Source organism: Pseudolabrys sp. (genome assembly GCF_035943735.1).
Classification (GTDB): Bacteria; Pseudomonadota; Alphaproteobacteria; order Rhizobiales; family Xanthobacteraceae; genus Pseudolabrys.
In genome coordinates, this window is record NZ_DASZBV010000011.1 from 1 (window position 1) to 25,170 (window position 25,170).

Annotated in this window: 21 protein-coding genes and 1 pseudogene; 10 read left to right on the forward strand and 12 right to left on the reverse strand. The window is 65.1% G+C overall.

What is annotated here, in order from left to right; genetic code table 11:
* From VGV41_RS06435 to VGV41_RS06445, 3 genes and pseudogenes are all read right to left on the reverse strand, one after another.
* Positions 1–249: pseudogene (locus VGV41_RS06435) on the reverse strand (hypothetical protein); the annotation flags it as partial.
* Between the two features lie 215 nt (positions 250–464).
* Entirely contained in the window at positions 465–1,166 is a 702-nt protein-coding gene (locus VGV41_RS06440; RefSeq protein ID WP_326862921.1) for a phosphatase PAP2 family protein, read from the reverse strand.
* 115 nt (positions 1,167–1,281) lie between these two features.
* Positions 1,282–2,031: an exopolysaccharide biosynthesis polyprenyl glycosylphosphotransferase gene (locus tag VGV41_RS06445; protein ID WP_326862922.1), complete on the reverse strand. Its 750-nt coding sequence runs from the start codon at positions 2,029–2,031 to the stop codon at positions 1,282–1,284.
* Between the two features lie 443 nt (positions 2,032–2,474).
* Between VGV41_RS06445 and VGV41_RS06450 the strand changes: the two genes are divergently transcribed.
* The 3 genes from VGV41_RS06450 to VGV41_RS06460 all read left to right on the forward strand — a co-directional run bounded on the left by VGV41_RS06450 (position 2,475) and on the right by VGV41_RS06460 (position 6,935).
* Positions 2,475–3,092, forward strand: coding sequence for a polysaccharide biosynthesis/export family protein (locus VGV41_RS06450; protein ID WP_326862923.1), 618 nt, complete (start codon positions 2,475–2,477; stop codon positions 3,090–3,092).
* 65 nt (positions 3,093–3,157) lie between these two features.
* The gene (locus VGV41_RS06455) at positions 3,158–4,636 is read left to right on the forward strand and encodes an outer membrane beta-barrel protein (protein ID WP_326862924.1); all 1,479 of its coding nucleotides are present in this window, start codon (positions 3,158–3,160) and stop codon (positions 4,634–4,636) included.
* Positions 4,617–6,935 (forward strand): polysaccharide biosynthesis tyrosine autokinase, encoded by a 2,319-nt coding sequence (locus VGV41_RS06460; RefSeq protein WP_326862925.1) that lies wholly within the window; start codon positions 4,617–4,619, stop codon positions 6,933–6,935. Before VGV41_RS06455 ends, VGV41_RS06460 begins: the two co-directional genes overlap by 20 nt.
* Here VGV41_RS06460 and VGV41_RS06465 read toward each other — a convergent pair whose 3' ends face one another.
* Genes VGV41_RS06465 through VGV41_RS06475 form a run of 3 tightly spaced genes read right to left on the reverse strand, consistent with a single transcriptional unit; the run spans position 6,936 to position 10,791 of the window.
* Entirely contained in the window at positions 6,936–7,586 is a 651-nt protein-coding gene (locus VGV41_RS06465; RefSeq protein ID WP_326862926.1) for a class I SAM-dependent methyltransferase, read from the reverse strand.
* On the reverse strand, positions 7,586–8,926 hold the full coding sequence (locus VGV41_RS06470; RefSeq protein WP_326862927.1) for a hypothetical protein: 1,341 nt from the start codon (positions 8,924–8,926) through the stop codon (positions 7,586–7,588). The genes VGV41_RS06465 and VGV41_RS06470 overlap by 1 nt, the downstream gene beginning before the upstream one ends.
* Entirely contained in the window at positions 8,923–10,791 is a 1,869-nt protein-coding gene (locus VGV41_RS06475) for a WecB/TagA/CpsF family glycosyltransferase (protein ID WP_326862928.1), read from the reverse strand. Before VGV41_RS06475 ends, VGV41_RS06470 begins: the two co-directional genes overlap by 4 nt.
* A gap of 248 nt (positions 10,792–11,039) precedes the next feature.
* On the opposite strand from VGV41_RS06475, the gene VGV41_RS06480 reads away from it, so the two are divergent.
* Positions 11,040–12,089: a glycoside hydrolase family 5 protein gene (locus VGV41_RS06480; protein WP_326862929.1), complete on the forward strand. Its 1,050-nt coding sequence runs from the start codon at positions 11,040–11,042 to the stop codon at positions 12,087–12,089.
* Between the two features lie 1,167 nt (positions 12,090–13,256).
* Here the strand turns inward: VGV41_RS06480 and VGV41_RS22995 are convergent.
* From VGV41_RS22995 to VGV41_RS06505, 5 genes are all read right to left on the reverse strand, one after another.
* Complete coding sequence (locus tag VGV41_RS22995) at positions 13,257–14,450, reverse strand: hypothetical protein (protein ID WP_414705066.1); 1,194 nt, start codon at positions 14,448–14,450, stop codon at positions 13,257–13,259.
* 34 nt (positions 14,451–14,484) lie between these two features.
* The gene (locus tag VGV41_RS06490) at positions 14,485–15,237 is read right to left on the reverse strand and encodes a methyltransferase domain-containing protein (RefSeq protein ID WP_326862931.1); all 753 of its coding nucleotides are present in this window, start codon (positions 15,235–15,237) and stop codon (positions 14,485–14,487) included.
* 183 nt (positions 15,238–15,420) lie between these two features.
* A complete protein-coding gene (locus VGV41_RS06495; protein WP_326862932.1) occupies positions 15,421–16,203 on the reverse strand; it encodes a sulfite exporter TauE/SafE family protein in 783 nt (260 codons plus the stop codon).
* Positions 16,200–16,739 carry a rhodanese family protein gene (locus VGV41_RS06500; RefSeq protein ID WP_326862933.1) on the reverse strand — a complete coding sequence of 180 codons (540 nt, stop codon included), beginning with the start codon at positions 16,737–16,739 and terminating at the stop codon, positions 16,200–16,202. The genes VGV41_RS06495 and VGV41_RS06500 overlap by 4 nt, the downstream gene beginning before the upstream one ends.
* 32 nt (positions 16,740–16,771) lie before the next feature.
* The gene (locus VGV41_RS06505; protein WP_326862934.1) at positions 16,772–17,104 is read right to left on the reverse strand and encodes a metalloregulator ArsR/SmtB family transcription factor; all 333 of its coding nucleotides are present in this window, start codon (positions 17,102–17,104) and stop codon (positions 16,772–16,774) included.
* Between the two features lie 97 nt (positions 17,105–17,201).
* Between VGV41_RS06505 and VGV41_RS06510 the strand changes: the two genes are divergently transcribed.
* Complete coding sequence (locus tag VGV41_RS06510) at positions 17,202–18,077, forward strand: MBL fold metallo-hydrolase (RefSeq protein ID WP_326862936.1); 876 nt, start codon at positions 17,202–17,204, stop codon at positions 18,075–18,077.
* A 53-nt stretch (positions 18,078–18,130) separates the two neighbouring features.
* Here the strand turns inward: VGV41_RS06510 and VGV41_RS06515 are convergent, their stop codons facing one another.
* On the reverse strand, positions 18,131–19,486 hold the full coding sequence (locus VGV41_RS06515) for an amidase (RefSeq protein ID WP_326862996.1): 1,356 nt from the start codon (positions 19,484–19,486) through the stop codon (positions 18,131–18,133).
* Positions 19,487–19,682: 196 nt separating this feature from the next.
* Here VGV41_RS06515 and VGV41_RS06520 point away from each other — a divergent pair, with 196 nt between their 5' ends.
* From VGV41_RS06520 to VGV41_RS06540, 5 genes are read left to right on the forward strand one after another with little or no spacing between them, the layout of a single operon-like run.
* On the forward strand, positions 19,683–20,399 hold the full coding sequence (locus VGV41_RS06520) for a DUF2848 domain-containing protein (RefSeq protein ID WP_414705067.1): 717 nt from the start codon (positions 19,683–19,685) through the stop codon (positions 20,397–20,399).
* Between the two features lie 54 nt (positions 20,400–20,453).
* On the forward strand, positions 20,454–20,843 hold the full coding sequence (locus tag VGV41_RS06525; protein ID WP_326862938.1) for a cupin domain-containing protein: 390 nt from the start codon (positions 20,454–20,456) through the stop codon (positions 20,841–20,843).
* A 36-nt stretch (positions 20,844–20,879) separates the two neighbouring features.
* A complete protein-coding gene (locus VGV41_RS06530) occupies positions 20,880–22,109 on the forward strand; it encodes an FAD-dependent oxidoreductase (protein WP_326862939.1) in 1,230 nt (409 codons plus the stop codon).
* Between the two features lies 1 nt (position 22,110).
* Positions 22,111–23,469: an amidase gene (locus VGV41_RS06535; protein ID WP_326862940.1), complete on the forward strand. Its 1,359-nt coding sequence runs from the start codon at positions 22,111–22,113 to the stop codon at positions 23,467–23,469.
* Entirely contained in the window at positions 23,466–25,139 is a 1,674-nt protein-coding gene (locus tag VGV41_RS06540) for a UbiD family decarboxylase (protein ID WP_326862941.1), read from the forward strand. Before VGV41_RS06535 ends, VGV41_RS06540 begins: the two co-directional genes overlap by 4 nt.
* Positions 25,140–25,170: the final 31 nt, after the last annotated feature.

Here is a 25,170-nt window from a genome sequence, read left to right on the forward strand (position 1 = left end):
GCGGCGATAGCTCGACAGGCCGTTGCCGAACACGCGGCGGCAGCGCGCGGCCGGCCCTTCGTAGCCCTTGATATTGTTGAACAGCAGCGCCGGGCCCTGGCCGGGCCCCTGGGCAAGCCGCATGATCGTGCCGAGCTCGACGTTCCAGTCGACGCTCGCATCGATGCCGCGCACCTCGCCGGCCGCCTCCAGCGCCTTGATCCAGCCGCGCAGATCGCCAAACGCGACCGGTTTACGTTGCACGCTCATTCCCATTCTCCACTCCGCCGCACCGGGCCAGTGTCGTCGCCCGACGGCTTCCGACCCATGCGGCGCCTCCGGGCATAAAAGAGAAGCCGCCCGGACGCAACTTGCGCGGAAAATGGGAAGGGGTGGCCCAAGACGCTGCCCCGGCGGCGGAAAAATGCCTTATCCGATGTCCGGCGATTTTCAGCTCTGCGGCGAGTGTGGCGGTGGCCGACGGTCTACGACCCGTGATAGCCCCGGATCAGGTGGACAATGGCGACCCCGATATGCCGGGTGTTGGGGAAACCGCCGGCGACCTCGGCCAGCGCCATGAACAGTACGGCATAGAAATAAGCGGGCGCCTGCTTTTCATAGACGAGCAGGGGGCGGGAAGCCCCTTCGGCAATCGTCGGCCGCGTCAGGACATAGCCGGTGAAAAGCCCAAGCAGCACGCCGGCCAGGATGTCGGACGGGTAATGGATGCCGAAATAGATACGCCCGAGACAGACCGCCGCGCTGAACAGTCCGAATGCAAGGCCGGCTCGCCGCGAGACAACGAGGAGGCAAGCGGTGATCGCGAACAGATAGGTCGCGTTGTCGCTCGGGAAACTGCTCCAGTGCTCGAGGTCGAAGGTCCAGGGGTACGTCGGCGCGTTGGCGCCCAGCGCGTACATCGGGCGCACGCGGAACGGCAGGAGCGTCGAGATCGTGCGGTTCGCGACCAGCGCGAGCGCCACCGCCGGCACGACGAGGATCAGCACCTGACGGCGGCGGATCTGGTCGCCGTCCTGACGAAACCAGTTGAGCGCGAACAGACCGAGGAAGAACACACCGGTCGGTCCGGCCAGATGATAGACGATGCGATCGAGCGTGTCGCTCATGCCGCACAGGCCGTTCAAGGCCCGGTAGAGTGAGACGTCCAATCCTTCGATGAAGTGCATGGGCGTCCCCCGATGACACATTCATGTCAAAGCATCGCCGGCTCCATAACAGAGGTGCAGAGACAATCGTTCCTTGCATCCGCGCGGTTGCAGGAACTGTGGTGTTCTGTGCGGGTCAGATGCCTGTTCCGGAAAAAAACTCGTGCCGGATCGTGCGCCAGATGATCTTGATGTCGAGCCACAGCGACCATCGTTCGATATATTCGAGATCGTAATCGACACGGGACACCGCGGCCGAAGCGAGTGCCGTGCTGCCGCGGCAACCGCTGACCTGGGCGAGACCGGTGATGCCGGGGCGGATGTTGTGCCGCTGGAAATAATACGGCACGAGGTCCTCGTATTTGACGCTGGCCGCCTTCATGCCAGGCACGTGCGGACGCGGACCGACGAGCGACATGTCGCCGATGAGGACGTTGATCAGCTGCGGCAGCTCGTCGAGGCTCGTCTGACGCAGGACGCGGCCGAGAAGCGTCACCCGCGGATCGTTGCCGACCGTCTGCGTGATGCCGGATTTATCGGACAACTGCACGTGCATGGTTCTGAATTTGAAGATGCGGAACGGCCGGTTGCGGTGGCCGTATCTAAGCTGGGTAAAAAACACGGGGCCGGGTGAGGTGAGTTTGATTGCCGCGGCGATCGTGAGCAGCAGCGGCGACAGCGCCAACAGCGCGCCGCCGGATGCGAGGATGTCGAAGAGCCGTTTGCTGGGCGATCGCGACGGCTCGCTCAACGCACCCTTGTGCGAAAGATAATAGACGCGGCGCTGCGGCCGATGCGTACGGCCTCGATAGGCCGGCGGCGAAAACAGCGCGCGGCTGTCATGCCAAAGAGTCGCGTCGCTGGAAAGCGAAGGCGATGGCGTCATGGACTGCTCCTGTCGAGAGTCGCTGTGTTGGCATCTGCGAGCAATCTGCCAGCCTCGGTGCTTCTTCCCGTTTACCGCCAAGCGCGTCTTGATCGCGCGCTCGACGTTTCTGCGTGGCCCGCTATCGCGCGAGCCATGACCCCTGTGCTCCTCCCTAAATCCCGGCTGTCGCATTTGTTCGGTGAGGTTAGTGGATCATTTGGAAAAATTATGGCGGAGCATCGTCGCGGTATTCCACTGTCGAGTCGCGCTTCGCTCAAAAGTGTCGCAATTGCGCGAAATATGGTCACGCGTTGGTAGAGTGATGCCGAAATTGAGAGTTGCGGTAAATGTCGGCGCAGCTCGGCGCGCGACACATATTTTTTGTTTGTGCTCTGAACCAAAATCCGGTTTTGACGTTCTGGCCTTGTCGCGAATTCTGAGCGGCTTTCGGGGAGGTATGCATGTGTGTTCGTGTCGGGGAGCGCGCGATTCGTTACATATTGTGTGCGATGTCGCTCTTTGCGACGGTAGCGCTTGCAGGCTGCAACGACTATTCGAATCCCGCTTCCGCGACCGGCGTTCAGTTGGCGTCGGCGTCGTCGATTTCGGCAGTCGGCCCGCGCACATACGTGTTGCGGTCGAATGACCAGATTCGCCTGCAGATCTACGGCGAGACGAACGCCTCCGGCGTGTACACGATCGATGGCGGCGGCGCGGTCTCCATTCCACTTGCCGGGCGCATCCATGCGGCGGGCCTCACGGCGGCAGAGCTTGAACGCACGATCACGAAGCGTCTCAACGGGACCGTGCTGACCGATCCGCACGTCAATGTGCAGGTTGCGACATATGGTCCGATCTATATTCGCGGCGAGGTCAAGCAGCCGGGGCAATTCCCGTACGTGCCCGGATTGACGATCGGTGATGCGGTCGCGCTCGCCGGCGGCTACACGTACCGCGCGGATGAGAGCACGGCTTATGTGCGGCCGGCGAATTCGGGCCGCGAGATGGCACGGTCGCTGCGCACCGATGTTCCCGTCTCTCCCGGCGACAGCATCCGCATTTCGGAAAGCTACTTCTGATTTCTCCCAGGCTGCATCCGGCTTCGGCATCTGCCGCGCTTGTGGTGCCGCCCGTACAGGAACCGATGCGTACCGACGGATTCCGGTTGTCCCGCACCGTCCGAAAATTTGCTGCGCTGCGGAACGAACCGCGGCGGCGTGTGTTGCACGTGCTGCCGATGTGCATGCGCAGCCGTGATCCGGGCTGGACGGCGCAATGCCGACGATGGGGGGCATGCTTCAGCGCTGCGGTACTTCTTGCCGTCAGCGCGTCATCCTTGGCGCAAGCGCAGGCCATATCGCCGTTGACGCCGCCGGCGTCACCGCCCTGGAATGCGGAGAGGGTATTTGAGCCTGTCCCCTACGCGCAGCTTTGGTCGCATTACCCCGGCGAGAAGATCGAGCCGGAGGACACGCCCGTGAGCACGCGGCAGTGGCCGGGTTACGAGCCGCACGGGATTCGCGACCACGCCTGGATGTTCTATCCGTCGGTGACGGCCGGCGGATTTTTCGACAGCAACGTGTTTGCCTCGAACGGTGACGAGAAATCCGACATCGCCGGTGTCATCAATCCGGCATTACGGGTGGAGCGGTTGTCGGAGCGCAACCCGCTGACGTTCGATACTTACGTTAAATCGACGAAGTACAGCCATTTCTCGAGCCTCGATCAGACCGATGCGCGCGCCCGCCTGAAAGGCAGCCTCTATCTGCGAGAAAGCGATACGCTGCTCTACAATTTCCAGGCCGCGTATCTGCACGAGGCGGTCGGTTCGCTGAGCTCTCCCTTGGGGGCGATCTCGCCGACGCCTTACGGCTACACCAAAGAGGATGTCACCTACTGGCATCACCATGACCGGCTGTCGTATTCGCTCGGCGCCAGCAACGAGAACTACGATTTCGGCTCGACGAAGGCGCAGAACGGCTCGACCATCAATGAGGACAGCCGCGACGGCTCGGTCAACAAGCTGCACAGCCGTTTCGACTATGCCTTCGGCGCCAACTTCGGTGTGTTCACGGCGATCGAAGGGAACATGCGCGATCTGCGCGGTTCGTCGACTGGCTCGCTGAGTTCGCAGGGATTACGCTCGCTGACCGGCGTCAATTTCAACCTGACGCACCTGATCAGCGGCGAGATCGGCGTCGGCTACACCAGTCAGCACTTCGACGATCCGACCATCGGCACGGTCAGCGCGCCCGCCTATCGGGCCTTGCTGCGCTGGAGCCCCACGCGTGCGCTCGACTTCACCCTGAAGGGGGAAGAGATCACCACCGAGGCGGTCGATACGGTGACCAGCGCGGTGCGGGCGCAGGCGGTTATGCTGCGCGCCGACTATGCGTTACGCGGCAACGTCGTGCTTTCGGCGCTCGGTTCTTATGAAAATGACAAATTCGTCGGTCAGGACCGCCAGGACAATGTCTATTCGACGATGCTGACCGTGCAATACCTGCTCAATCGTTTCAGCTCCGTAGGCCTCGACTACAAATATATCAACCGCCGCAGCAATCTGACGACCGCAACCTACGACAAGCACGAGGTAGGCCTCAATGTTACAGCGCATTTCTGAGAGGTCGGACCCCGTTCAACTCGCCGCGCCCTACAGCGCGGATACCGGCCCGGCTGCCGCCGGCGTCACGATAGCCGGCATCTTCAGCATCCTGCGCCGGCGCATCGGCATCGTCGGCGCGGCGACAGGTGCTGTCCTCGTGCTGACGCTCGCATTCATTCTGATCGTGCGTCCTTCCTATACCGCGACGGCAACGGTGCTAATCGATCCGCACCGGTCGCAAGTCATCAATTTCAACGATACGGCCAACGTACAGAATTCGTCGCCCGATGAGGCGGCGGTGCAAAGTCAGGTTCTCTTGATGCAGTCCACCGAGGTCCTTCGCGGCGTGGTCAAGTCGCTCAACCTGACCTCGGACCCGGATTTCTCGCCGCAGCCCGGACTTCTCGATCCGCTCAAGCACTTGCTGTTCCCGCACCATTCCGTCGACGGGCTTAGCGTGGAAGATATCGCGGCTCTCAACTCGGTGGAGATCCTGAAGAAGCGGCTCAAGGTCGAGCGCCAGCAAAACAGCTATCTCGTCGATATCAACGTGAGCGCGCACGATCCGAAGAAGGCCGCGACCGTGGCCAACGCAGTGGTCAACGCCTATCTGGGGCAACTGGTGAAGGCCAAGGCCGAGTCGGTGAAGGTGGCGGCCGGCTGGATGGACCAGCAACTGGCCCAGCTCAAGTCGCGCGTGCGCGATGCCGACAAGGCGCTCGAGACCTATCGCGGGCAGCACCAGCTGGCCGTGATGCAGGGCGTGACCGTGAATGACCAGCAGATCGCCGACCTGAACACGCAGCTCATCCAGGCGCGGGCGGAAGTGGCGCAGGCCCGGGCGAAATACGAGCAGGTGGCGCAGATCGAAAAGAGCGGGGCCGATCCGGGCTCGCTGCCGGAGGCCCTGGCGTCGGAGACGATCGCGCGCCTGCGCGGCCAGTATGCCGACGCGGCCAAGAACGTGGCGGATCTGGCGAGCCACTACGGCCCGCAGCATCCGCTGCTGATCGCGGCCAGAGCGCAGGTGCGCGACACGCAAAAGCTCATCAATGCCGAGGTGCACCGGATCCTGTTGAGCCGCCGGCAGGCTTACAACGTAGCGACGGCACGGGAGGCCTCGCTGCAGAAGAGCCTCGACGGTCTGCAAAACGTTTCGAACCAGTCGGGTCAGGCGCAGGTACAACTGCGCGAACTGCAGCGTGAGGCGGACGCCAATCGTTCGCTCTATCAATCCTTCCTCAATAACTACAAGCAGGCGGCCGCGCGGGAATCCCTGAAGCTGCCCGATGCGAGCCTGGTGTCGGCGCCGGACGTGCCGGTACAGCCCTCGTTTCCGAAGCCGGTGCTGTTCATGGCATTCGCCCTGCCGCTCGGCATTGCGTTCGGCTCGATCATCGCCATCGGCGTGGATCATTTCGACCGTCGGGTGAAATCCCTCAGCCAGCTTGCCGTCGTCACCGGTCTGCCGGCTTTGGCTTCGATGCCGGTGATCGGGTTGCGCGAGCTGTCGCGCATCACCAAGCGTGGGCGCGGGGCTCTTGCCCAGCACGATCCCGCGTCGACCGGGCTGCTGCCGATCGCGCTGCAGCCGCCGCTCATGCATTACATCGCCGAGGAGCCGAACTCGGTGTTCGCCGAAGCGGTGCGTGCGGTTCGCCTGTCGGTGCAACGCGCGGCCCGCACACGGCCTGTGCAGACGGTGATGGTGACGTCGGCGATCGACGGGGAGGGCAAGACGACCTTGGCGTCGAACCTGGCGTTGTCCTACGCCATGCTCGGAGCCCGGACGATCCTGATCGAAGGCGACCTGCGCAATCCGGAAATGACCCGCTCGCTCTGTCCGCGCGCGCAACACGGAATTCTCGACGTGGCGCTCGGGCGCGCGTCGCTGCGGCAGGCCATCTTCACCGATCCCAATGTGCCGCTGTCGGTGCTGCCGTCGCCTTCCTCCGACCACGCCCAGGTCTCCGGCGAGTTCGTGTTCTCGGAGGCCATAGGTGTGATCCTCGACGTGCTGAAGCAGCATTTCGACATGATCGTCATCGATGCGCCGCCGCTGATCCCGCTGGTCGACAGCGCGGCGCTCGGTGAATACGCCGATGGCATCGTGATGACGGTCGGCTGGGACCGCACGATCGAGGATGTGGTCGTCCGGGCGCTGAACCAGCTTGCGCCTTTGCAGGACCGTCTGTTGGGCACCGTGCTCACGCGCGTCGATCTCAAGCGCATGAGCCAGTACGACTGCTCCTACAGCTCGGCCTATATCGAGCCGTACACCTATGTCGGCAAGGACATGCGGCAGCCGGCCGCCTGATCACGGCTTGACGAGCACGCCCATGCCGTAACGGAACGCGGGGCTCAGCCCTTCGGCCTCGCAGAACCGCGTATAGGCGACGCGCGCCTTCCAGCTCGACTGCTCGCCGCAATCATCGACCAGCATGACGCCGCCGGTGGCCAGCCGCGGCCAGAAGCGCTGCAGCGCCGCCAGGGTCGGCTCGGTGAGGTCGACGTCGAGCAGAACCACGGAACAGCGCTCCGGCAGATCCGCGTCCGGCACGCCGGCGACGTCGCCTTCGATCAGCGTGACGTCGTCGCAGCCGTGCTGGTCCATGATCTTGCCGACCAGCACGCGCGAATTGCCGGAGAACAGCGTGCGATCGCTTGCCGGCGTGCCGCGCGCCGTGTCGGCGGCGAACTGCGCGTCGATGAAACCATCGAAAGTGTCGATGCAGATGTACTGCTTGTCCATCTCGAGGCGGCGCAGCATCTTGCGGGCAATGATGGCGGTGCCGCCGAGATTGCAGCCGATCTCGACCACCGCGCCTGGAATGGCGCGCGTTTCGATCAGCGTGTGCATGAAAAGGTAGAGCCGTTCCGGCGCCAGCGTGAACGGCGGATAGCGGTAGAGCAGGGGCGCAAGCGCGTTGCGGGCCATCCTCTTGAGCGCGAATTTGACGTCGAGCATCAGCGACTCTCCGTTGTTCCCGACAAGGCCGAGGTGAGGACGATGCCTGCGCCGGTGGCGCTCGCGGCGACGGTACCCCACAGGATGCCCTCGAAGCCGATCAGCAGGCCGAGCACGAGGGCGCTGCCGACGAACACGGCGAGCGCGATCCAGCGCGCGACGAACACGATCCGCGTGTGGCGCCTGGCGAGCAGCGATATCGCCGACGCCTGGCGCAGGGCGTCGAGCACGATGGCGATCGCCAGCGGCCAAAGCAGGTACGCCGCCGCGGCGATCTCGGGCTTCCTGTAGAGCAACGGCAAAACGAAAGGCGCAGCCGCGAGAATGATCGCGCAGTAGGCGGCGGCGATGGCGGCGAAGACCGCCGTGCCGCGACGCGCGAACCAGCGGCCGTAGTGATCGCCGACGTCGGCGATCTTGTCGGCCACGCGCGGCAACACCGCCAGGTGCAGGGCGGCGTTGAACTGGACGATGGGCGTCAGCAGGTTCTGCAGCGCGCGGATGATGCCGGCCGTGCCGGCGCCGGTCGTCGCCGCGACGATCGGGAAGATCGCCCAGTTGCTGATCCAGGTGGCGACGGCTGCGCCCGATAGCCAGCGGCCAGAACGCCAGAGTTCGGCCGTCAGCCACGCGACATTGGCCAGGCGCGTCGTGCGTGGACGGCCGACGCCGGACACGAGCGCCGTCACGACGGCCGCCAGTGCCCCAACTCCCCATAGCGCAATGACGCTCGCCAGCGACAGCGCCTGCAGCCGATAGAGGACGAGCGCGCCGCCCACCGAGATCAGGCCGTAGAAGGCGGCCATCGCCGCGGCGACCTCCTGCCGGTCGCGGATATAAGCGAGCCGCCGGCAGAACAGATAGAGGCGCTGCAGCGGATTTGCCGCGGCGAGCGCCAGCAGCGGACCGACATAGACCGGCCGCCAAACGCCGACGAGGGCGGCTGCGGCGACGAGCAGCAGACTGCTCATGCCGCCGAACCCGATCACCACCCAGAAGGCCGCGCCGTCGACACGGCTGCGGTGGTGCGCGCTCCGCCGGCCATGGCGGCTGACGATCGCCGGCAGCGAGTCGACGATCAGCGAGGTCTGGATCGCCTCGATGAACAGCGACACCGTCCACACCACGACGTAGCGGCCGAACGTGTCGAGCGGCAGCCATGAGGCATAGAGCACCGTCAGGACGAAGTTGGTGACGCTGTAGAGGCCCTGGTCGGCGAACGCAAAGAGCACGCGGCCCTTCCAGCGGTGTGCCATGTGCCACGCGCCTTTCAGGCGCGCGCGCATTCGCGCGCGGGCGAGGCCGGCTTCGATCGACGCCTGCGGCGACAACTCGCTCATGATGGCGGCACGCGCGACACCCGCGCTCCGGCCAGCCACTGGCGGAAGATGCGGCCGAGGAAGATCGGCATGTCGACAAGATAGCGCCGCCACAACCGCTGCGGCTCGTGCAGCAGGCGGAACATCCATTCCAGTCGTGCCGATTGCACCCAGCCGGGCGCGCGCGGCACCGACGCGGCAAGGAAGTCGAACAGGCCGCCGACGCCGAAGCCGAGGCGACAGCCGCTCGCGCTTAGATGCGCGTTGAGCCAGGCCTCCTGCGCCGGATTGCCCATCGCAACCAGCAGAATGTCGGCACGCGCGCTGCGGATGCGCGCGAGCAGGTCGCCGGTCTCCTCCGGCGGAAGGTAGCCGTGGCTGTGGCCCACAATGTCGTGCGCCGGCGCGATCTCCTTGAGCCGCGCGGCGGCGCGTTCGGCGACGCCCGGTTTGCCGCCGGCCATGAAGATGCGGTAGCGCCTCTGCGTCTGCCGCAGATACTGCGGAATGAAGTCGGTCCCGTTCAGGTTTTCAGGAAACGGCCGCCCGAACAGCAGCCGACTGGCGATATCGACGCCCACACCGTCATTGAATACGATGGCGCGGTCGAGCAGGGAACGCACCCCGGGATTGAGCGCCGTCTGGTTGAGCGTGTGCGCGTTCGCGAACACCACCATCGTTGGCTTGCGGCGATCGAAGCGCTCGTCGAGCAGCCAGGTCGCCTCCGGTGACGTGCGCACGAGGATCGGCACGTCCAGAATGCTGCGCACGTCCTGACCGAGCACGGAGCGGTAGAGGGCCTCGTATTTCTCGCCGACATGGCGCCATTCAAAGGCGGCGGCGGCATCCATGGCGTCGCTGCGCACCGTATCGTAATGCCCGGCAATATGCGGCCATTGCGCGAGGAACGCGCGCGCGGCCGCATCGGGGTCGGAAAAATCGAGTATGGTGCCGAGGCGTGTTCGGTCCGCCAGCAGCCGGAACGGCGGAATGTCGCTCATCACCGGCCACAGCCCGGCGGACATACCCTCGATGACCGTCAGGCCGAAGCCCTCGTACTCCGACGAGCTGATCAGAGCCGAGCACTTCGTGATCAGGGTGTGGATGTCGTCGTCGCAAGCTTCGGTGACGATTTGCACCGCGTCGCGCGCCCCGAGGCTCTCGGCAAGCGCGTAAAGCTCTGCGGCGGCGACGTCCCATTGCCGGCCGACGATACTGAGCTTCCACTCCGGGTCGAGCCGGCGCAGCGCCGCAACGAACTGCACGGCGCGGTCCAGGCGCTTGTTGCCGGAGAGGCGGCCGATCGCCACCATGTGTTTCACCGGCCGCATCGACGCCGCGTTGAAGAACTTGGCGGTATCGACGCCGTTTTCGATCATCCAGCGGCCGTGCCTGCGGATGCGGCCGAAGGTGGTGTCGTCGGGCCCGCTCACCGTGATCACGCCGGAATACCAGCTCATCGACAGCCGCGTGATGCACTGGAAATAGAAGCGCTTGAGACCGGCCGCGAACGAGGTGTGGAAGAAACCGCCATGCGTCGAGACGACGAGCTTGCGCCGGTGTAGCGGCCGCGTCCATGCGAGATAGTCGAAAAAGAAATCGATGCCATGCACGTGCACGATATCGGCATCTCGGATGTGATGGAGAGCCGACAATGCGATCGGGTATCGTTTGGAACCGAAGTAGGGGATGCGCACGATTTCGAAGCCGTTGAACAATTCATGCTTCGGCAGACGGTATGGTTTGGCGGCATTGAAGACGCGGTCGAGCGTGACGATCCGTACCTGATGCCCGTTCGCGCGCTGGGCGCTGGCGAGATTCTCGACGACATTCTCCATCCCGCCCACGGCCGGATGAAATTGCCGCACGACGTGCGTGATGCGCATGTTTGCTGCTGTCCCGAAAAAACCCTCAGCGCCAACGCGGATCGCATCAATCCGTTCCTGATAAAAAACTGCGCACGCTGCCGATAAAATCGGCGGATCAAATTTTCATGCTTCGGCCGTCTTGCCGTCGTGTTGCCACCATGAATCTCGGCTGCAATTCGCGACCGTGATTTGGTGGCGCGGCGGCGGGAACTTGCTTTCCGCCATCGTGCCGTTTTTGACATAAGTCGGAACGATTGCGAGGTGGAATGCGAAAGCGTGTCTCGCACGGGCTCATTCTCGCGGCGCTTGTGATCGGCGTCAGTGCGGCCTCGGCGGCACCGGAAGGCGAGCATCGCTTTCTCACCGGCGTGAACATTGCCGGCGCGGAATTCAACGGCAAGAAATTACCCGGCGTCGCCAATCAGGATTATTTCTACCCAAAGCCGGAGACGATCGATCATTTCGCCGCGGAAGGCATGAACGTCATCCGCGTACCGTTCCGCTGGGAGCGCATTCAGCCGTCCCTGAACGGCGAACTCGATCCGGCCGAATACCGTCGCCTCGCCGATACCGTTCATCGCGCAACGGCGAAGAAGCTCTACGTCATTCTCGACGTCCATAATTACGCCGCTTATCGCGACATGCCGATCGGATCGCCGGCCGTGCCGGTCACAGCGTTCGCCGATCTGTGGAAACGGCTGGCCGGAAAATTCAGGAAGGAGACGCAGGTCGGCTTCGGACTCATGAACGAGCCGAAGGGCCTGCCGACGGAAACATGGCTCGCCGCCGCCAACGCGGCGATCGTTCAGATCAGGGCCGCCGGCGCGCGCAATCTCGTCTTCGTGCCCGGCAACGGCTACACCGGCGCGCACAGTTGGTTCGGCAAGAGCTACGGCACGCCGAACGCCGCCGTGATGCTCGGCATCAACGATCCGGACAACAATTACGTCTATGAGATCCACCAGTATCTCGATTCCAACTACTCGGGCACGCACCCGAGCTGTCAGAACGAAACCATCGGCGTGACCGCGCTCGAGCCGGTGACGAAATGGCTGCTGCAGCACCACAAGCGTGGCTTTCTCGGCGAATTCGGCGTCGGCAAGGACGCCACCTGCCTGACAGCGCTCGACAACATGCTCGCCTTCATCGATCGCAACCGTCAGGCCTGGCTCGGCTGGACCTATTGGGCGGCGGGGGCGTGGCCGCCGCGCTATTTCACCAGCGTGCAGCCGGTCAACGGCGTCGACCCGCCGCAGATGAAGATCCTGCTCCGGCATGTCGCGCAGCCGCAGCAGGACAGGGCAGGCTTGCGGTGACCTTCGTCGTTGCCGGACGGCTGCGCGAGACGGGCGTAGCGCAGCTATCGCCGCGGCTATCCTTCGTCATCGTGCTCGGCGCCATGACCTTCAACATGGCGCTGTGCTTCGTCAATACGAAGGTCGGCGGGGTGGGCAACGCCGCGATCATCGGCTGCGAAGTCGTCATCGTGAGCACGGTGCTGCTGCTGTCCTATCCGGTGATCGATTACGCGCGCTTTCTCGTTGTCAGCAGCGTGCTCCTCTATCTCATTGCGCTTGCCGCGGTGCGGACCGCCTTCCACGGCGAGGGTATCCAGATCAAGCCGGTGCGCGATCTGCTGATCCCGATCGCGTTCCTTTTCTTCGGCATGCGCGCCGCCGATATCAGGCGCGCGGATCTGCTGGTCGGCATCGCCGCCGCGATCGTGGTCGGCGTCGGCCTGATCGAATACGCATTTCCGGACCGCTTCACCGACGTGTTCAACATCGCGCGCTTCTATACCGACCGGGGTGCGATGAGTAACGGTCAGGCGCCGCAGGCGTCGAACCTGTTCATCAGCGGCATGCGCCCCGATGCCCTCGGCGGACGCAATCTGCTCCCCTTCCTCGGCGACCACCGCGTTTCATCGGTTTTCCTCGAGCCGATCTCGGCGGGCAATTTCGGCATCATCCTGTTCATGTGGGCGATGGTACGCTCGCTGGCGAGCGGACGTCTGTATTGGAAGACATTCGCCGCCGCGGCGGTCATGATCGTGCTCTCCGACAGCCGCTTCGGCGCCATGTTCTGCATTGTCGCCGCAGGCATCGCGCTGCTGCCGCCGGCGATCGGTGCGGTGGTCGCGGGCGCACTGCCGGCGGTCGCGCTGACGGCGCTCATCGTGCTGCCGGAGCAGCTGGAGAAGATGCACGTGGTCGGCAACGGCTTCGTCAGCCGGTTGATCCTGTCGGGTCATTTCATTGCGGCGCTCGACCTGCAGAACTGGCTCGGCATCGCCATGCCGGATTTCCAGCCGTTCGATTCCGGCTATGCCTATTCCTTCATCGGCTTCGGCATCGTCGGCGCGGTTGCTTTGTGGATCGTGTTCTGGCTGATCGGCGGCCGCGGCTGGCAGTTCCGGACCTACCGCAATCTCGTTGGCGCCTATTACGGCGTGCTGCTTTGCGTCAGCAACTCGCCTTACACGATCAAGACGGCGTCGCTGCTGTGGTTTCTGCTCGGGGCCTTGTCGGCGGCGCGCGATCCGGCAATCGTGTCTGTGCGCCGACTGCCGTATCGGCGTAGAGCGCCGGCGTCAGCATTCGCTGCGCGACCTCTTCCCAGCTCAGCACCGCCGCCGCGCCTGCAAAGCGCCCGTGCGCCAGCGCCCGGCGGATTGCCGTGACGATGCCGGCCTCGTCGCCGCAGACGTAACCGAAGCGGTTGCGGCTGGCGCCGGCCGCGTAGTCCGGACACACCGCGGGCAGGCCGAGATACTCGTATTGCATCAGCTTCAGGCTCGACTGGGCGAGGTAGCCCGAGTTCGCCTGCGGCTTGTAGGCGGCGATGCCGAAGTCGGCATGCTTGAGATAGGGCAGGGTCGCCTTGAACGGCATCTCTTTATAGTGATGCACGTTCGCCGGCGCGGCGAACGGCTCGCCGGTGCCGATGAGGTGGAACCGGACGTCGGGAAATCGCGGCGCTGCCAGTTCGAAGAACGAGCGATCGAACAGCATCGAGCCCACGGTGACGGCATTGACGCCGCCGCTGTAGGGCGAGGGGCCGATGCTCGCGAACTCCTCGCGATTGATGCCCAATGGCACGACGTAGGTCTTCTCGGCGGCCCATTCGAAATCCGCGGCCATCTTTTCGGCCAGCAGGCAGAAGGCGTCGACGTCATCGACGCGCTTGCGCAACTCTGCGGCCAAGGCCGGAGGCGCGCCGATCGTCTGCAGCGCGTCGGAGCCGCGGTAGATGATGCGGGCCCGCGGGTTGAGCCGCCGCGCGCGATGGATGAGCATGATGCCGAGGCCGGATTCGACAAGGATATGCGAGGCGGAGCGCAGTTCGTCGTCGATGAAGCGGTTCGGCCACGATGCATAGGCCGAAAACAGCAGACCGCTGGAATTATCGATCGCGGGAAGGCCGGTGCGGAACGGGTGGAACGGCGTGCGCCAGAGATAGCACTGCACGCCGTTGACGGTTTCCGGGCAGTTGGCGCGGTCCCACAGGAACAGCCGGTGATCGCCCTTGGCGCGCGAGATGGGGCTGAAGCGGACGGAGATGAAGCTGACCTCGTAGCCGAGGCGCAGCAGCGCGTCGGCCAGCGCCTGGATGCTGCCGCGGCGGGGCGTGCGGTAGTCATGCACGCCGGAGACGATGACGACTTTCGACCTCGGCATCGCGGGTGACGCCTCTTGCGTGGCTTTACGACGGTTACACGCGCTTGCGCAGCAGCGCCCGGACGGATTGCAAGGCGGGACTGACAAGCCGTTGCAGGCGCAGGCTTTTCGAATTCATGACCGCATGCCATATCTCCGGATGAATGACAGCGGCCGCTGCTGGAGGCGGTTCGACCTCATAGGCTTCGAGCCGCCGGATCAGGTCGGGATTGCCGCGGTTGGCGAAGATGAGCAGGTTCTGCCGGTACCAGACGGCGATGCGGCGGTCGTTCCAGATGCGCCAGCGCAGGAAATCGAAGCAACGGTAACCGCGCTGGGCGAATTTCTCCGCCCAATAGGACGGCCATTGCTCGTTGACGTGGTGCACGCCGCCCTGAAACGGTGCGGCGGCCGAGAACACCACGGCATCGGCGTGGCGGGTGATGTTGCCGACGAACGTATCGGCGCATTCGGCGGCGAGGTGCTCGCCGACTTCCATCGAGATCGCCAGATCGAAGGTGCGGCCGATGTCGAAGGGCGCGGACAGATCGCAGGCGCCGAACACCTCCTGCGGAACCGAGAGGACCGGCCGTGCCCAGGCGCCGTCGACGCCGAAGCAATCGTGCAGGCCGAGCGACATCGCGCTTTTGAGCCACGTACCCTGACCGCATCCGACATCGAGCAGCGACGTCGGCTCGAAGATTTGCACGAGATAGGGGAGAATGATCGCCGCCGAGCGAAGCGAGCCGCCGCGCTGGTCGTCGAAGAATTGCGCGGAATAAACGTTGGACAGGATGGTACCCCTCAAACTTGCAGGACGGCGGTCAGGCTCGCAGCGTCGCAATGCACGGCCAAACGGCAACGAGACCGCTTTGTTCCCTGCGACGATAGGTCCAGCGGAAAGCTGACCACGAAATCCGATTTAAGCGCGATCAGGTGAGGGCGAAAACGTGGCAATCGCACGCGGATGTCGCGCGCGGCGGAGCGGTACTCAGTGCATGAGTCCGCGCACGACGACGTAGACGCCGACGGCGGTCACGATGCCCGAGAAGATACGCGTCAGCGCGTGCTTGTGCGACGACAGTCGGTGCGCAAGCTGGATGCCGGCGATGCCGCCGAGCGCACCGCCGAGGATGAACAGGCCGGCGAGCGGCCAGTCGACCAATCCGGAGAAAGAGTAGCTGACGGCCGTGGTCATGCCGAAAGCGGCGACCGCGAACAGCGATGAGCCGATGGCATTGATCAGCGGCATGCCGGTCGCGGCGATCAGACCCGGTACGATGAGAAAGCCGCCGCCGATGCCGAAGAAGCCGGAGAGCGCGCCGACCAGAAAGCCGATGCCGATCAGGTGCGGGAGCAGATGCAGGCTGTCGCGGTCGAGCCGCACGTCCGGATTGCTGCCGGATTTGCGCGGCCGCAGCATCAGAAGGCCGATGACGATCATCAGCGCGCCGAACAATGTCAGCAGGCGGCTTCCGTCGATGAGCTTGCCGAGATGCGCACCGCCGGCAGCGCCGGCGATGCCGGCGAGCGCGAAGACGACCGCGCAGCTCCATTTGACGGTGCGCGCGCGCGCGTGGCCAACGAGATTTGCCGCTGCGCTCACTGCGACGGCCACTGCGCTGGTGCCGATCGCCACATGCGGCGAGGCGACGCCGACGACGTAGACCAGCAGGGGTACGGCCATGATCGAGCCGCCGCCGCCGACCAGGCCCAGCGTGAAGCCGACAATGCCGCCGGAGCCGATCGCGAGCAGGTTGTGCAGGACGTTCATGTCGCGGTGGCGTGGGTCCGGCGGTTCCAGGGCATTAAGGCGAGCAAACGTGCCATCCCGCAGAAGCCGGTCGTACCGGCAAAGAGCAGGCCGGAGCCGACGAAGGCCGGGATCGCGTAGAAGCCCGGCGCGACCAGAGCCCCGAGAATGACGCCGATCAGCACCAGCGAGCCGGCGCCGATCTGCACCTGCCGCATGATGTCGATCGGCTGGCTGCGGTCGAGCGCGACCGGCAGCCCGGCTTTCTTCCATGCTTCGAGGCCGCCATCAAGGATGTAGGCTTCACACGCCGAGGTCACATGGGCGAGGCGAGCGGCATTGCCGCGAGTGCGCGCACCGGAGCGACAATGAAAGACGAGCACCCCGTCGCCGTCGTGCACTGGCGCGTCCGTGTCGATGCGGCTCAGCGCGTGGTGACGCGCGCCGGGAATGCGTTCGCGCGCATATTCGTCCGCCTCGCGAATGTCGATCAGCACCGCGCCTTGCCGCATCAGTTCTGCGGCGCGGGCGGGGGAGATGGTCTTCAGGTCGGTCATGGTTTCTCTCGTTTTGGATGTGCTTGCCGCTGTCAGCGGCAGTAGATGTCTTTCAGGAGGATCAGGAGCCGCTGCGCGTTCTCATTGGCGATGCGATAGAAGATGGTCTGGGCCTCGCGGCGGGTGGTCACGAGCCCTTCCTCGCGCATCCGGGCGAGGTGCTGGGATAGTGCCGATTGGCTCAAGCCAACCGCGGTGGCGAGATCGCCGACGGCCATCTCGCCCTTGAGCGCCAGCCGGCACAGGATCAGCAGGCGGTTCTCGTTGGCCAACAGCTTGAGCAGCGCGGCGGCCTCGGCCGCCTTGCTTTCCAGTTCGGCCATTCCCGTTGCCGCCAGTTTGCTAACCTGTGCGCGTGAGGCCATGCGGTTGCTCCGTCAATTAAGCATTGCTAATGTAGTAGTAGCTAATATATACGTCAAGTCCGAAACGGATGGATCAGCCAGCCCGAAGGAGTGCGCCATGGCCGCAACCGCGAAACCCGAGATCAAGGCCTTTTTTGACGAGCCGACGAACACTGTGAGCTATCTGGTCTGGGACCCGGCCACCAAGGCTGCGGCCGTGGTCGACCCCGTACTCGATTTCGATCACAAGAGCGGCGAAGCCAATGTGAAGGCCGCCGACGCCCTGCTTGCCGAAGCTGCCAGGCTCGGACTGAAGATCGGCCGCGTGCTGGAGACGCACGTACACGCCGACCATCTCTCGGCGGCGCCCTACATCAAGCAGAAGACCGGCGCGCCGGTCTGCATCGGCGAGCATATCCGCGATGTCCAGCAGATCTTCCGGCCGGTGTTCAATGCTTCCGACGTGTCGGGCGAAGGCTCCGAGTTCGATCATTTGTTCAAGGACGGCGAGCACTTCAGCGTCGGGACCATCGACGCCGAGGTGATGTACACGCCCGGCCATACGCCAGCCTGCGTGTCCTATCGTATCGGCGACGCGGTTTTCGTCGGCGACACCATGTTCATGCCCGATTACGGCACCGCGCGTGCCGACTTCCCGGGTGGCGATGCGCACCAGCTGTATCGCTCGATCCGACGCATCCTGGGACTGCCGGGAAAGACGCGGCTCTTCATGTGCCATGATTACAAGGCGCCGGGCCGTGACCAGTATGCATGGGAAACGACGGTCGCCGAGGAAAAGACGCGCAATGTGCATGTCCACGAAGGCATCGGTGAGGACGAATTCGTCGCCAAACGCAACGCGCGCGACAAGACCTTGTCGACGCCGCTGCTGCTCCTGCCGTCAATCCAGGTGAACATGCGGGCCGGGCATTTCCCGCCGGCGGAAGCGAACGGCGTGCGCTACCTGAAAGTGCCGCTCAAGCTTGGGGCGTGATGAGCCGGCAAATGGCGACGTCAGGTGGCCGGGCCGGCCGCAGGCCGGGTTGGTCAGTTCGACTTCGCGCGGAGCAGATGCTCAGCGGCGGCGGCGATGTCGAACAGGCGGCCGTCGCCGCCGTGATGGCCGATCAACATCAGGCCGACCGGCGCTTCGCCGGGCCGGTGGCAGGGCAGCGAGATCGCACAGGCATCGAGGAAGTTGGCGATCGTCGGATTGCGCAACAGCAGAAGGTTGATGTCGCGATAGGCGATTTCATCGTCCAGGTCGGCGATGCGCGGGGCGATGATCGGCACTGTCGGCAGCAGCAGCGCATCGAATGGCGCGACGATGGCGCCGACGCGGCGGATGAAGTCGGCGCGCGCGCGCACAAGATCGATGTAATCGGCGGCGTCCTGCTCGCGCCCGCGCAGGATGCGGCTCAGCACGCGCGGATCGTAGAGCGCCGCCTTGCTCTCGATGAGCGGCCGATGGAAGGTATACGCTTCGGCCGCGCCGAACCCGCCTTTGCTGTTGATCCGGCCCAGTTCCGACAATTCCCGCAGCGGAAGATCGGCGATCTGCGCGCCAGCTTCGCTCAGCCTGGTTCGCGCGGCGGCGAAGGCGCGGGCGACATCGGCGTCGATGCCGTCGAAGACCAGCGTCTGCGGCACGGCGAGACGCAGGCCGGTCAACGGGAATTCACGGAGCGGCCGCGGCTCCTCTCCGGCCAGAACGGCATCGAGCACGGCGCAGCAGGCGACGCTCGCAGCGATCGGGCCGATCGAGTCCAGTGACGTCGAGAGCGGCACCGCGCCATCGAGGGGAACGCGCTTGGCCGTCGGCTTGAAGCCGACGAGGCCGCACAGCGCCGCCGGGATGCGGCAGGAGCCGCCCGTGTCGGTGCCGAGCGCAGCGGCGGCCATGCCGTCGGTGACTGATACCGCGGCGCCGGACGACGAGCCGCCGGGGATGCGCGCATTCTTGCGGTCGTAGAGGTTTGCCGGCGTCCCGTGATGCGGATTGATGCCCAAGCCGGAGAAGGCGAACTCGGTCATGTTGGTGCGGCCGATCGGGATGAAGCCGGCGGCGCGCAACCGGCTTAATGCCGGTGCGTCGCGCTTCGCCGGCGGCGCGTCGCGCAGCGCCATCGATCCCGCGGTCGTCGTATCGCCGGCGATATCGAACAGGTCCTTGATCGACACCGGAATGCCGGCGAACGGCGAGGCGGCGGCGCCGTTGCGACGCATCGTGTCGTGGAAATCGGCGGCGGCGCGGGCCTGCTCCGCGTGCACCTTCAGGAAGGTGCGCCTGCCTTCTCCCTCCGGCGCAGCGATGCGCGCGAGACACTGTTCGATGATGTCGCGGCTGCGCGAACCCTGGTCGAAGCTGCGGGCAAGATCGGCGAGGGTTGGCACTGCGGAGATCTCCATAGAGCGGCTCAAGGCAAGAAACGCGTGGCGAGACGAGGGTAGCGGGTGCCGCCATCGATGCACTAGTGATATTTCAGGCAGAACTCAATGCACAATGCCTAGAAAATAGCGTTGACGCCTGATCTGTAACAGTGAAATATCACAGCCGCCGACCAGCTCGTCGTGCAATTTTCCGGCACTGGAGAGAGATGTGTCCGTTACCGCCGAAACCGCGCCCGCCGTCGCGCTGACCTTCGATTTCGACCTGCAGACCGGAACGCGCGCGCAGCGCACGGCCGTGACGATCAAGCAACTGGTGGTCGCCGGCTGGACCGGACGCGATCCGGTCGCTGTCGAAAAGCATATCAAGGAGTTAGAGGAGCTCGGTGTGAAGCGCCCGGCCTCGACGCCGATCTTCTATCGGGCTTCGGTAGCGCGGCTCACCACGCAGGGCGTCATCGAAGCTACCGGCGACGCGTCCGGCGGCGAAGTCGAATACCTGCTGCTCAGGCACGATGGCCGGCTCTGGGTCGGCGCTGGCTCCGATCATACGGACCGGCAGGTGGAGACCTACGGGGTCACGGTGTCGAAGCAGATGTGCGACAAGCCGATGGCAGCGCAGTTCTGGGCCTACGACGAGGTGGCGCCGCATTGGGACCGGCTGATGCTCCGCTCCTACGTGACCGAGGGCGGCAAGCGCAGCACCTATCAGGACGGCACGGTTGCGGCCATGCTGCCGCCGCAGGACCTGCTCGCGCGCTACGGCGCAGATAAGATGACGGACGGTGCGCTGATGTTCTGCGGCACACTGGCTGCGCGTGGCGGCGTCCGCGCCACGCCGAATTTTGAATTCGAGCTCGAAGACCCCGTCCTCGGGCGGAAGATCAGCCATGGCTATCGGGTCATCAGCCTGCCTGTTCTAGGCTGAAGAATTGAACTTGCGGCCGCCGGGACGCTGCCGCGCAGCAAGAGGAACTCCGCAATGCCGATGAACAAGCCGCACCTCGAATTCCATCAACTCGATATGAATGCCGGTTGGGCGACGCCGCCGGGCTATCCGTCCGGCATCAAGCAGAAGATTCTCGCCAGCGATCTCGACGAGACCGGCAAGATGGGCAGCCGCACGCGACTGCTGCGTTTCGACCCCGGCGTCTACACCACAGCGCCCTTCGTGCACGACCATTGGGAAGAAGTGTTCCTGCTGCAGGGCGATCTCATCGTCGGCAACGACGCGCAGGGCAAGGGCGGCGAGTCTTTTACGGCGCCGACCTATGCCTGCCGCCCGCCGGGCGCCTATCACGGCCCATTCAAGTCGGAGCAGGGCTGCATGCTCTACGAGATTCATTATTACGACGAGAGCAAGAAGAAATAACGGTCGCCGGTTGCGGGGTGGCGAAGAAGGTTGGAAATGGCTGACGAAGATCGACGTGTGCTGATTGTTGGTGGCGGCCCGGTGGGTCTGCTGTGTGCGTGGCTCCTGGGCCGCCAGGGAATCCCGGTGCGGCTGTTCGATCTCAACGACGCGCCGCAAGCCGACCCGCGCGCCGCGACGACGCACCCGGCCACGCTCGATCTGCTGGCGGACGACGGCCTTGCCGACGACATGGCGCGCGTCGGTCTGGTCGCACCGATCTTCCAGTTCTGGGATCGGCCGAGCGGGCAGAAGATGGCCGAATTCGATCACGCCATCCTGAAGAACGACACCGCGCATCCCTTCGTCGTCCAGTGCGAGCAGTTCAAGACGGCGAAGCTGCTGCTGGAGCGGGCGCAAAAGCTGCCGAACGTCGACATCCTGTTCGGCCACGAGGTGACCGGCGTCAGCCATGGCGCAAACCGCGTCACTTTGGATGTGCAGGGGCCGAATGGCCAGCAGTCGCACGCCGGCGCCTATGTGATCGGTGCCGACGGCGGCCGCAGCGTCGTGCGCAAGCAGGCCGACATTCCGTTCGACGGCTTCACCTGGCCGGAGCGGTTCATCGTGCTCACCACGCCGTTCGATTTCCAGGCTTCGAGCGGCTACAGCTTCCGCAGCTATTTCGCCGACCCAGACGAGTGGTGCAATTGCTTCAAGGTATCGGCCGACGGCCCGCCCGGGCTGTGGCGCACCGTCTATCCGGCGAGCCCGGACCTCTCCGAAGAGGAACTGATGAGCGACGCCGCCGTGCAGGCGCGCATGCAGAAATTCTTTCCCTCGTCACGGCCCTACGAGATCGTCCATCGCAATCTCTACGTCACGCACCAGCGCGTGGCCGAGATGTTCCGCAAGGGAAGGGTGCTGCTCGCCGGCGACTCCGCGCACATCAACAACCCGATCGGCGGTATGGGCCTCAACGGCGGCATCCAGGACGCCGCCAATCTGGCGGAGAAGCTGTCGAAGGTGCTGCTCGATGCCGCGCCGGAGGCGCTGCTCGATCTCTACAGCCGGCAGCGGCGCGTGGTGGCGACCGAGTTCGTGCAGGAGCAATCGATCGCCAACAAGAAGCGTCTGGAAGCAAGCGACGAGGAAACACGCCGCCGCAATCTCGGCGAGTTGCGCGAGATGGCGGCCGACCCGGTACGCGCGCGGCAGTTTCTGCTGCGCACGTCGATGATCGCCAGCCAGCAGCGCGTCGCGGCAATGACACTGGAAGAGGTCTGACATGACCGGCTCGGGACGGACACCATCGGTGAGGCCATTCCTGAGCAGCAGCGCGAGTTTCGCTGCGGGCGACGATACGCCGCGCGCCTTCCTGGAGCGCTGCCTCGAAGCCCATGCGGCGTGGGAGCCGCAGATCGGCGCCTTCGTGCACACCAACTTCGCCGCGGCGCGTGCGGCGGCCGACGCCGCGACGGCGCGCTGGCAAGGCGGCAAGCCACTGTCGGGGATCGACGGCATGCCGGTCGGCGTCAAGGACATCATCCAGACCGAGGACATGCCCACCGAGATGGGCTCGCCGCTGTTCGCCGGCTGGCGTTCGGGCTGGGACGCGGCCTCGGTGACGGCCCTGCGCGAAGCTGGCGCGGTCATCGTCGGCAAGACGGTGACGACGGAATTCGCGGCATCGCATCCGCGCGGCACACGCAATCCGCACGACGTCAAGCGTACCCCGGGCGGCTCCAGCAGCGGCTCGGCCGCGGCGGTCGGCGCCGGCGTGATCAGCGCCGGCCTCGGCACGCAGGTGATCGGCTCGATCGTTCGCCCCGCGGGCTTTTGCGGTTGCGTGGGCTACAAGCCGACGGTCGGCGCCATCAACCGCGGCGGCAGCCTCGATTATCTCAGCCAGAGTTGCACCGGCGTGCTCGCCGCGACCGTGCAGGACGCCTGGCAGGTGGCGATCGAGATCGCGGCGCGCGTCGGCGGCGATCCGGGCTTGCCCGGCCTCGAAGGGCCGATGCAGCCGCCCGCGCCGGTCAAGCCGCGCACGCTCGCTTTGCTCGAAACTGCCGGCTGGCGCATCGCGTCCGCCGAAGCTAAGGCCGCGCTTGAAAAAGCGGTCGAGCGCTTGAAGGCGGCCGGCGTCAAAATCGTCACCCGCGGCAGCCATCCCGAGGTCGAGGCGGCGGAACAGGCGATCGCCGAGGCCGTGTCAGTGTCGGTGCGCATCAACGATTGGGAATGGCGATGGCCGCTGAATTCCTTCCACGAGCGCGACGCCAGCAAGCTCAGCCGGGTGATGCTCGACCGCATGGCGCGTACTGCGACGATGCGTCCCGATGACTATCGCGCCGCCCTGACGGAGCGGGCGCGCGCCCGCGCCGTCTATGCGAAACTCGCCGGCATCTGCGACGGCGGGCTGACCCTGACCGCGCCGGGAGCCGCGCCGGTCGGACTGGAATCGACCGGCAATGCCGTTTTCGCGGTGCCGGGCTCGATGCTCGGCGTGCCCGCGATCTCGCTGCCGCTGCTGCGCGAGCAGAACCTGCCGCTCGGCCTGCAGCACACCGGCTTCGCCGGCAGCGACGCTGCGGCCATCGGCATTGCGGCGTGGCTCGTGCAGACGCTGGGAGGCGAGGGATGAGCGACGCCAGTTCGCTTCCTCCCTCGCTTGCGCGTTATCTCGACGCTCCGCCGGCCAATCCGCGCGACTATCCGGATCTGCATCAGCACGTTCTGGCGCTGGCGCGCGCCGGCCTGCTGGTGGTCGTCGACGAGCCGATCAACAAGGACACCGAAATGCATCCGCTGGTGCGGTGGCAGTACCGCGGCGGCATTCCGGAGGCGGAGCGCAAGGCGTTTCTCTTCACGCATCCCACCGACTCGAAAGGCCGGAAATACGATTGCTCGGTGCTGGTCGCCGGCCTCGCCGCCAATCGCGATGTCTATCGCATCGGCTTCGGCCGCCCGCTCGATGACATCGCCGGCACCTGGGTGAAGGCGATCGCCTCGCCGCTGCCGCCGCGCGAAGTGACGAATGCACCGTGCCACGACATCGTGACGCTCGGCGACGACTTGAATCGCGACGGCGCTGCACTCGACGGCTTGCCGGTGCCGATCTCCACGCCTGGCTGGGACAATGCGCCCTACCTTTCCGCCGGCCATTACATCACCAGGGATCCCGAGACCGGCATCCAGAATGTCGGCAATTATCGCGGGCAGCTGAAGGCGCCGCGGCGGCTCGGCATGAATCCCTCGGTCGAACTGCGCGCCGGCATCTATACGCATTGGCTGAAATATAAGGCGCGCGGCGAGCCGATGCCGTGCGCGGTCGTGGTCGGCTGTCCGCCGGCGGTCTCCTACGCCTCCGTGCAGAAGATGCCGGAGCAGCTCGACGAGCTCGCTGTTGCCGGCGGTCTCGCCGGCAGCCCGATCAATGTCGTGCGCTGCAAGACGGTCGACCTGCTCGTGCCGGCGGAATCCGAGATCGTCATCGAAGGCTTCATCGATACGCGTGAGCTCGAGCCGGAAGCGCCGTTTGGCGAGTCGCACGGCTACGTCAACCTGCAGGAATACAACGCCTTCATGGACGTGACCGCGATCACGCGGCGGCGTCATCCGGTGCTCACCTCGTTCATCAGCCAGGTGGCGCCGAGCGAATCGAGCGTCATCCGCCGCGTCGCCATGGAGCCGGTATTCCTGAATCACCTGCGCACGGCGCTGTCGATCAAGGGCGTCAAACGCGTCTCGATGCACGAGCCGCTGACCAATCTTTATGCGGTCATCGCCATCCAGTTCGAACGCGGCGTTCCCGAGACGGAAGTCTGGCGCGCGCTCGCCGGGGCCTCGACGTTGCATCGCTTCGCCGGCAAGTGGGTGATTGCGGTCGACGAGGATATCGATCCGGACAATGCCGACGCCCTGTTCTGGGCGATGTCCTACCGCTGCCAGCCGCAACACGACATGCAAGTCGTTCCGCACAAGGATGCAGGCCACGGTCCGCGTGGGCCGCGCGACAACGGCGAGAGCGCCTCGGTCCTGATCAACGCGCTGCTCAAGAGCCGCACCGCGCCGGTGGCTTTGCCGAAGCGCGAGTTCATGGAGAATGCGCGCGAGATATGGAATCGCCTCGGGCTGCCGCCGCTGAAGGCGGAATCGCCGTGGCACGGCTACGATCTCGGCTATTGGCCGGCCGAGCTTGCGCGACAAGCCGAGCTTGCAACGCGCAGCGAATATTTCTCTATTGGCACGGAGATTGCACGCCAACGGCGTTCGGATGTCGCGATGAACGCGCCGTTGGATCGCGACGCATAGCCACAAAACGTGCCGGCGCAGTTCGTGCGTC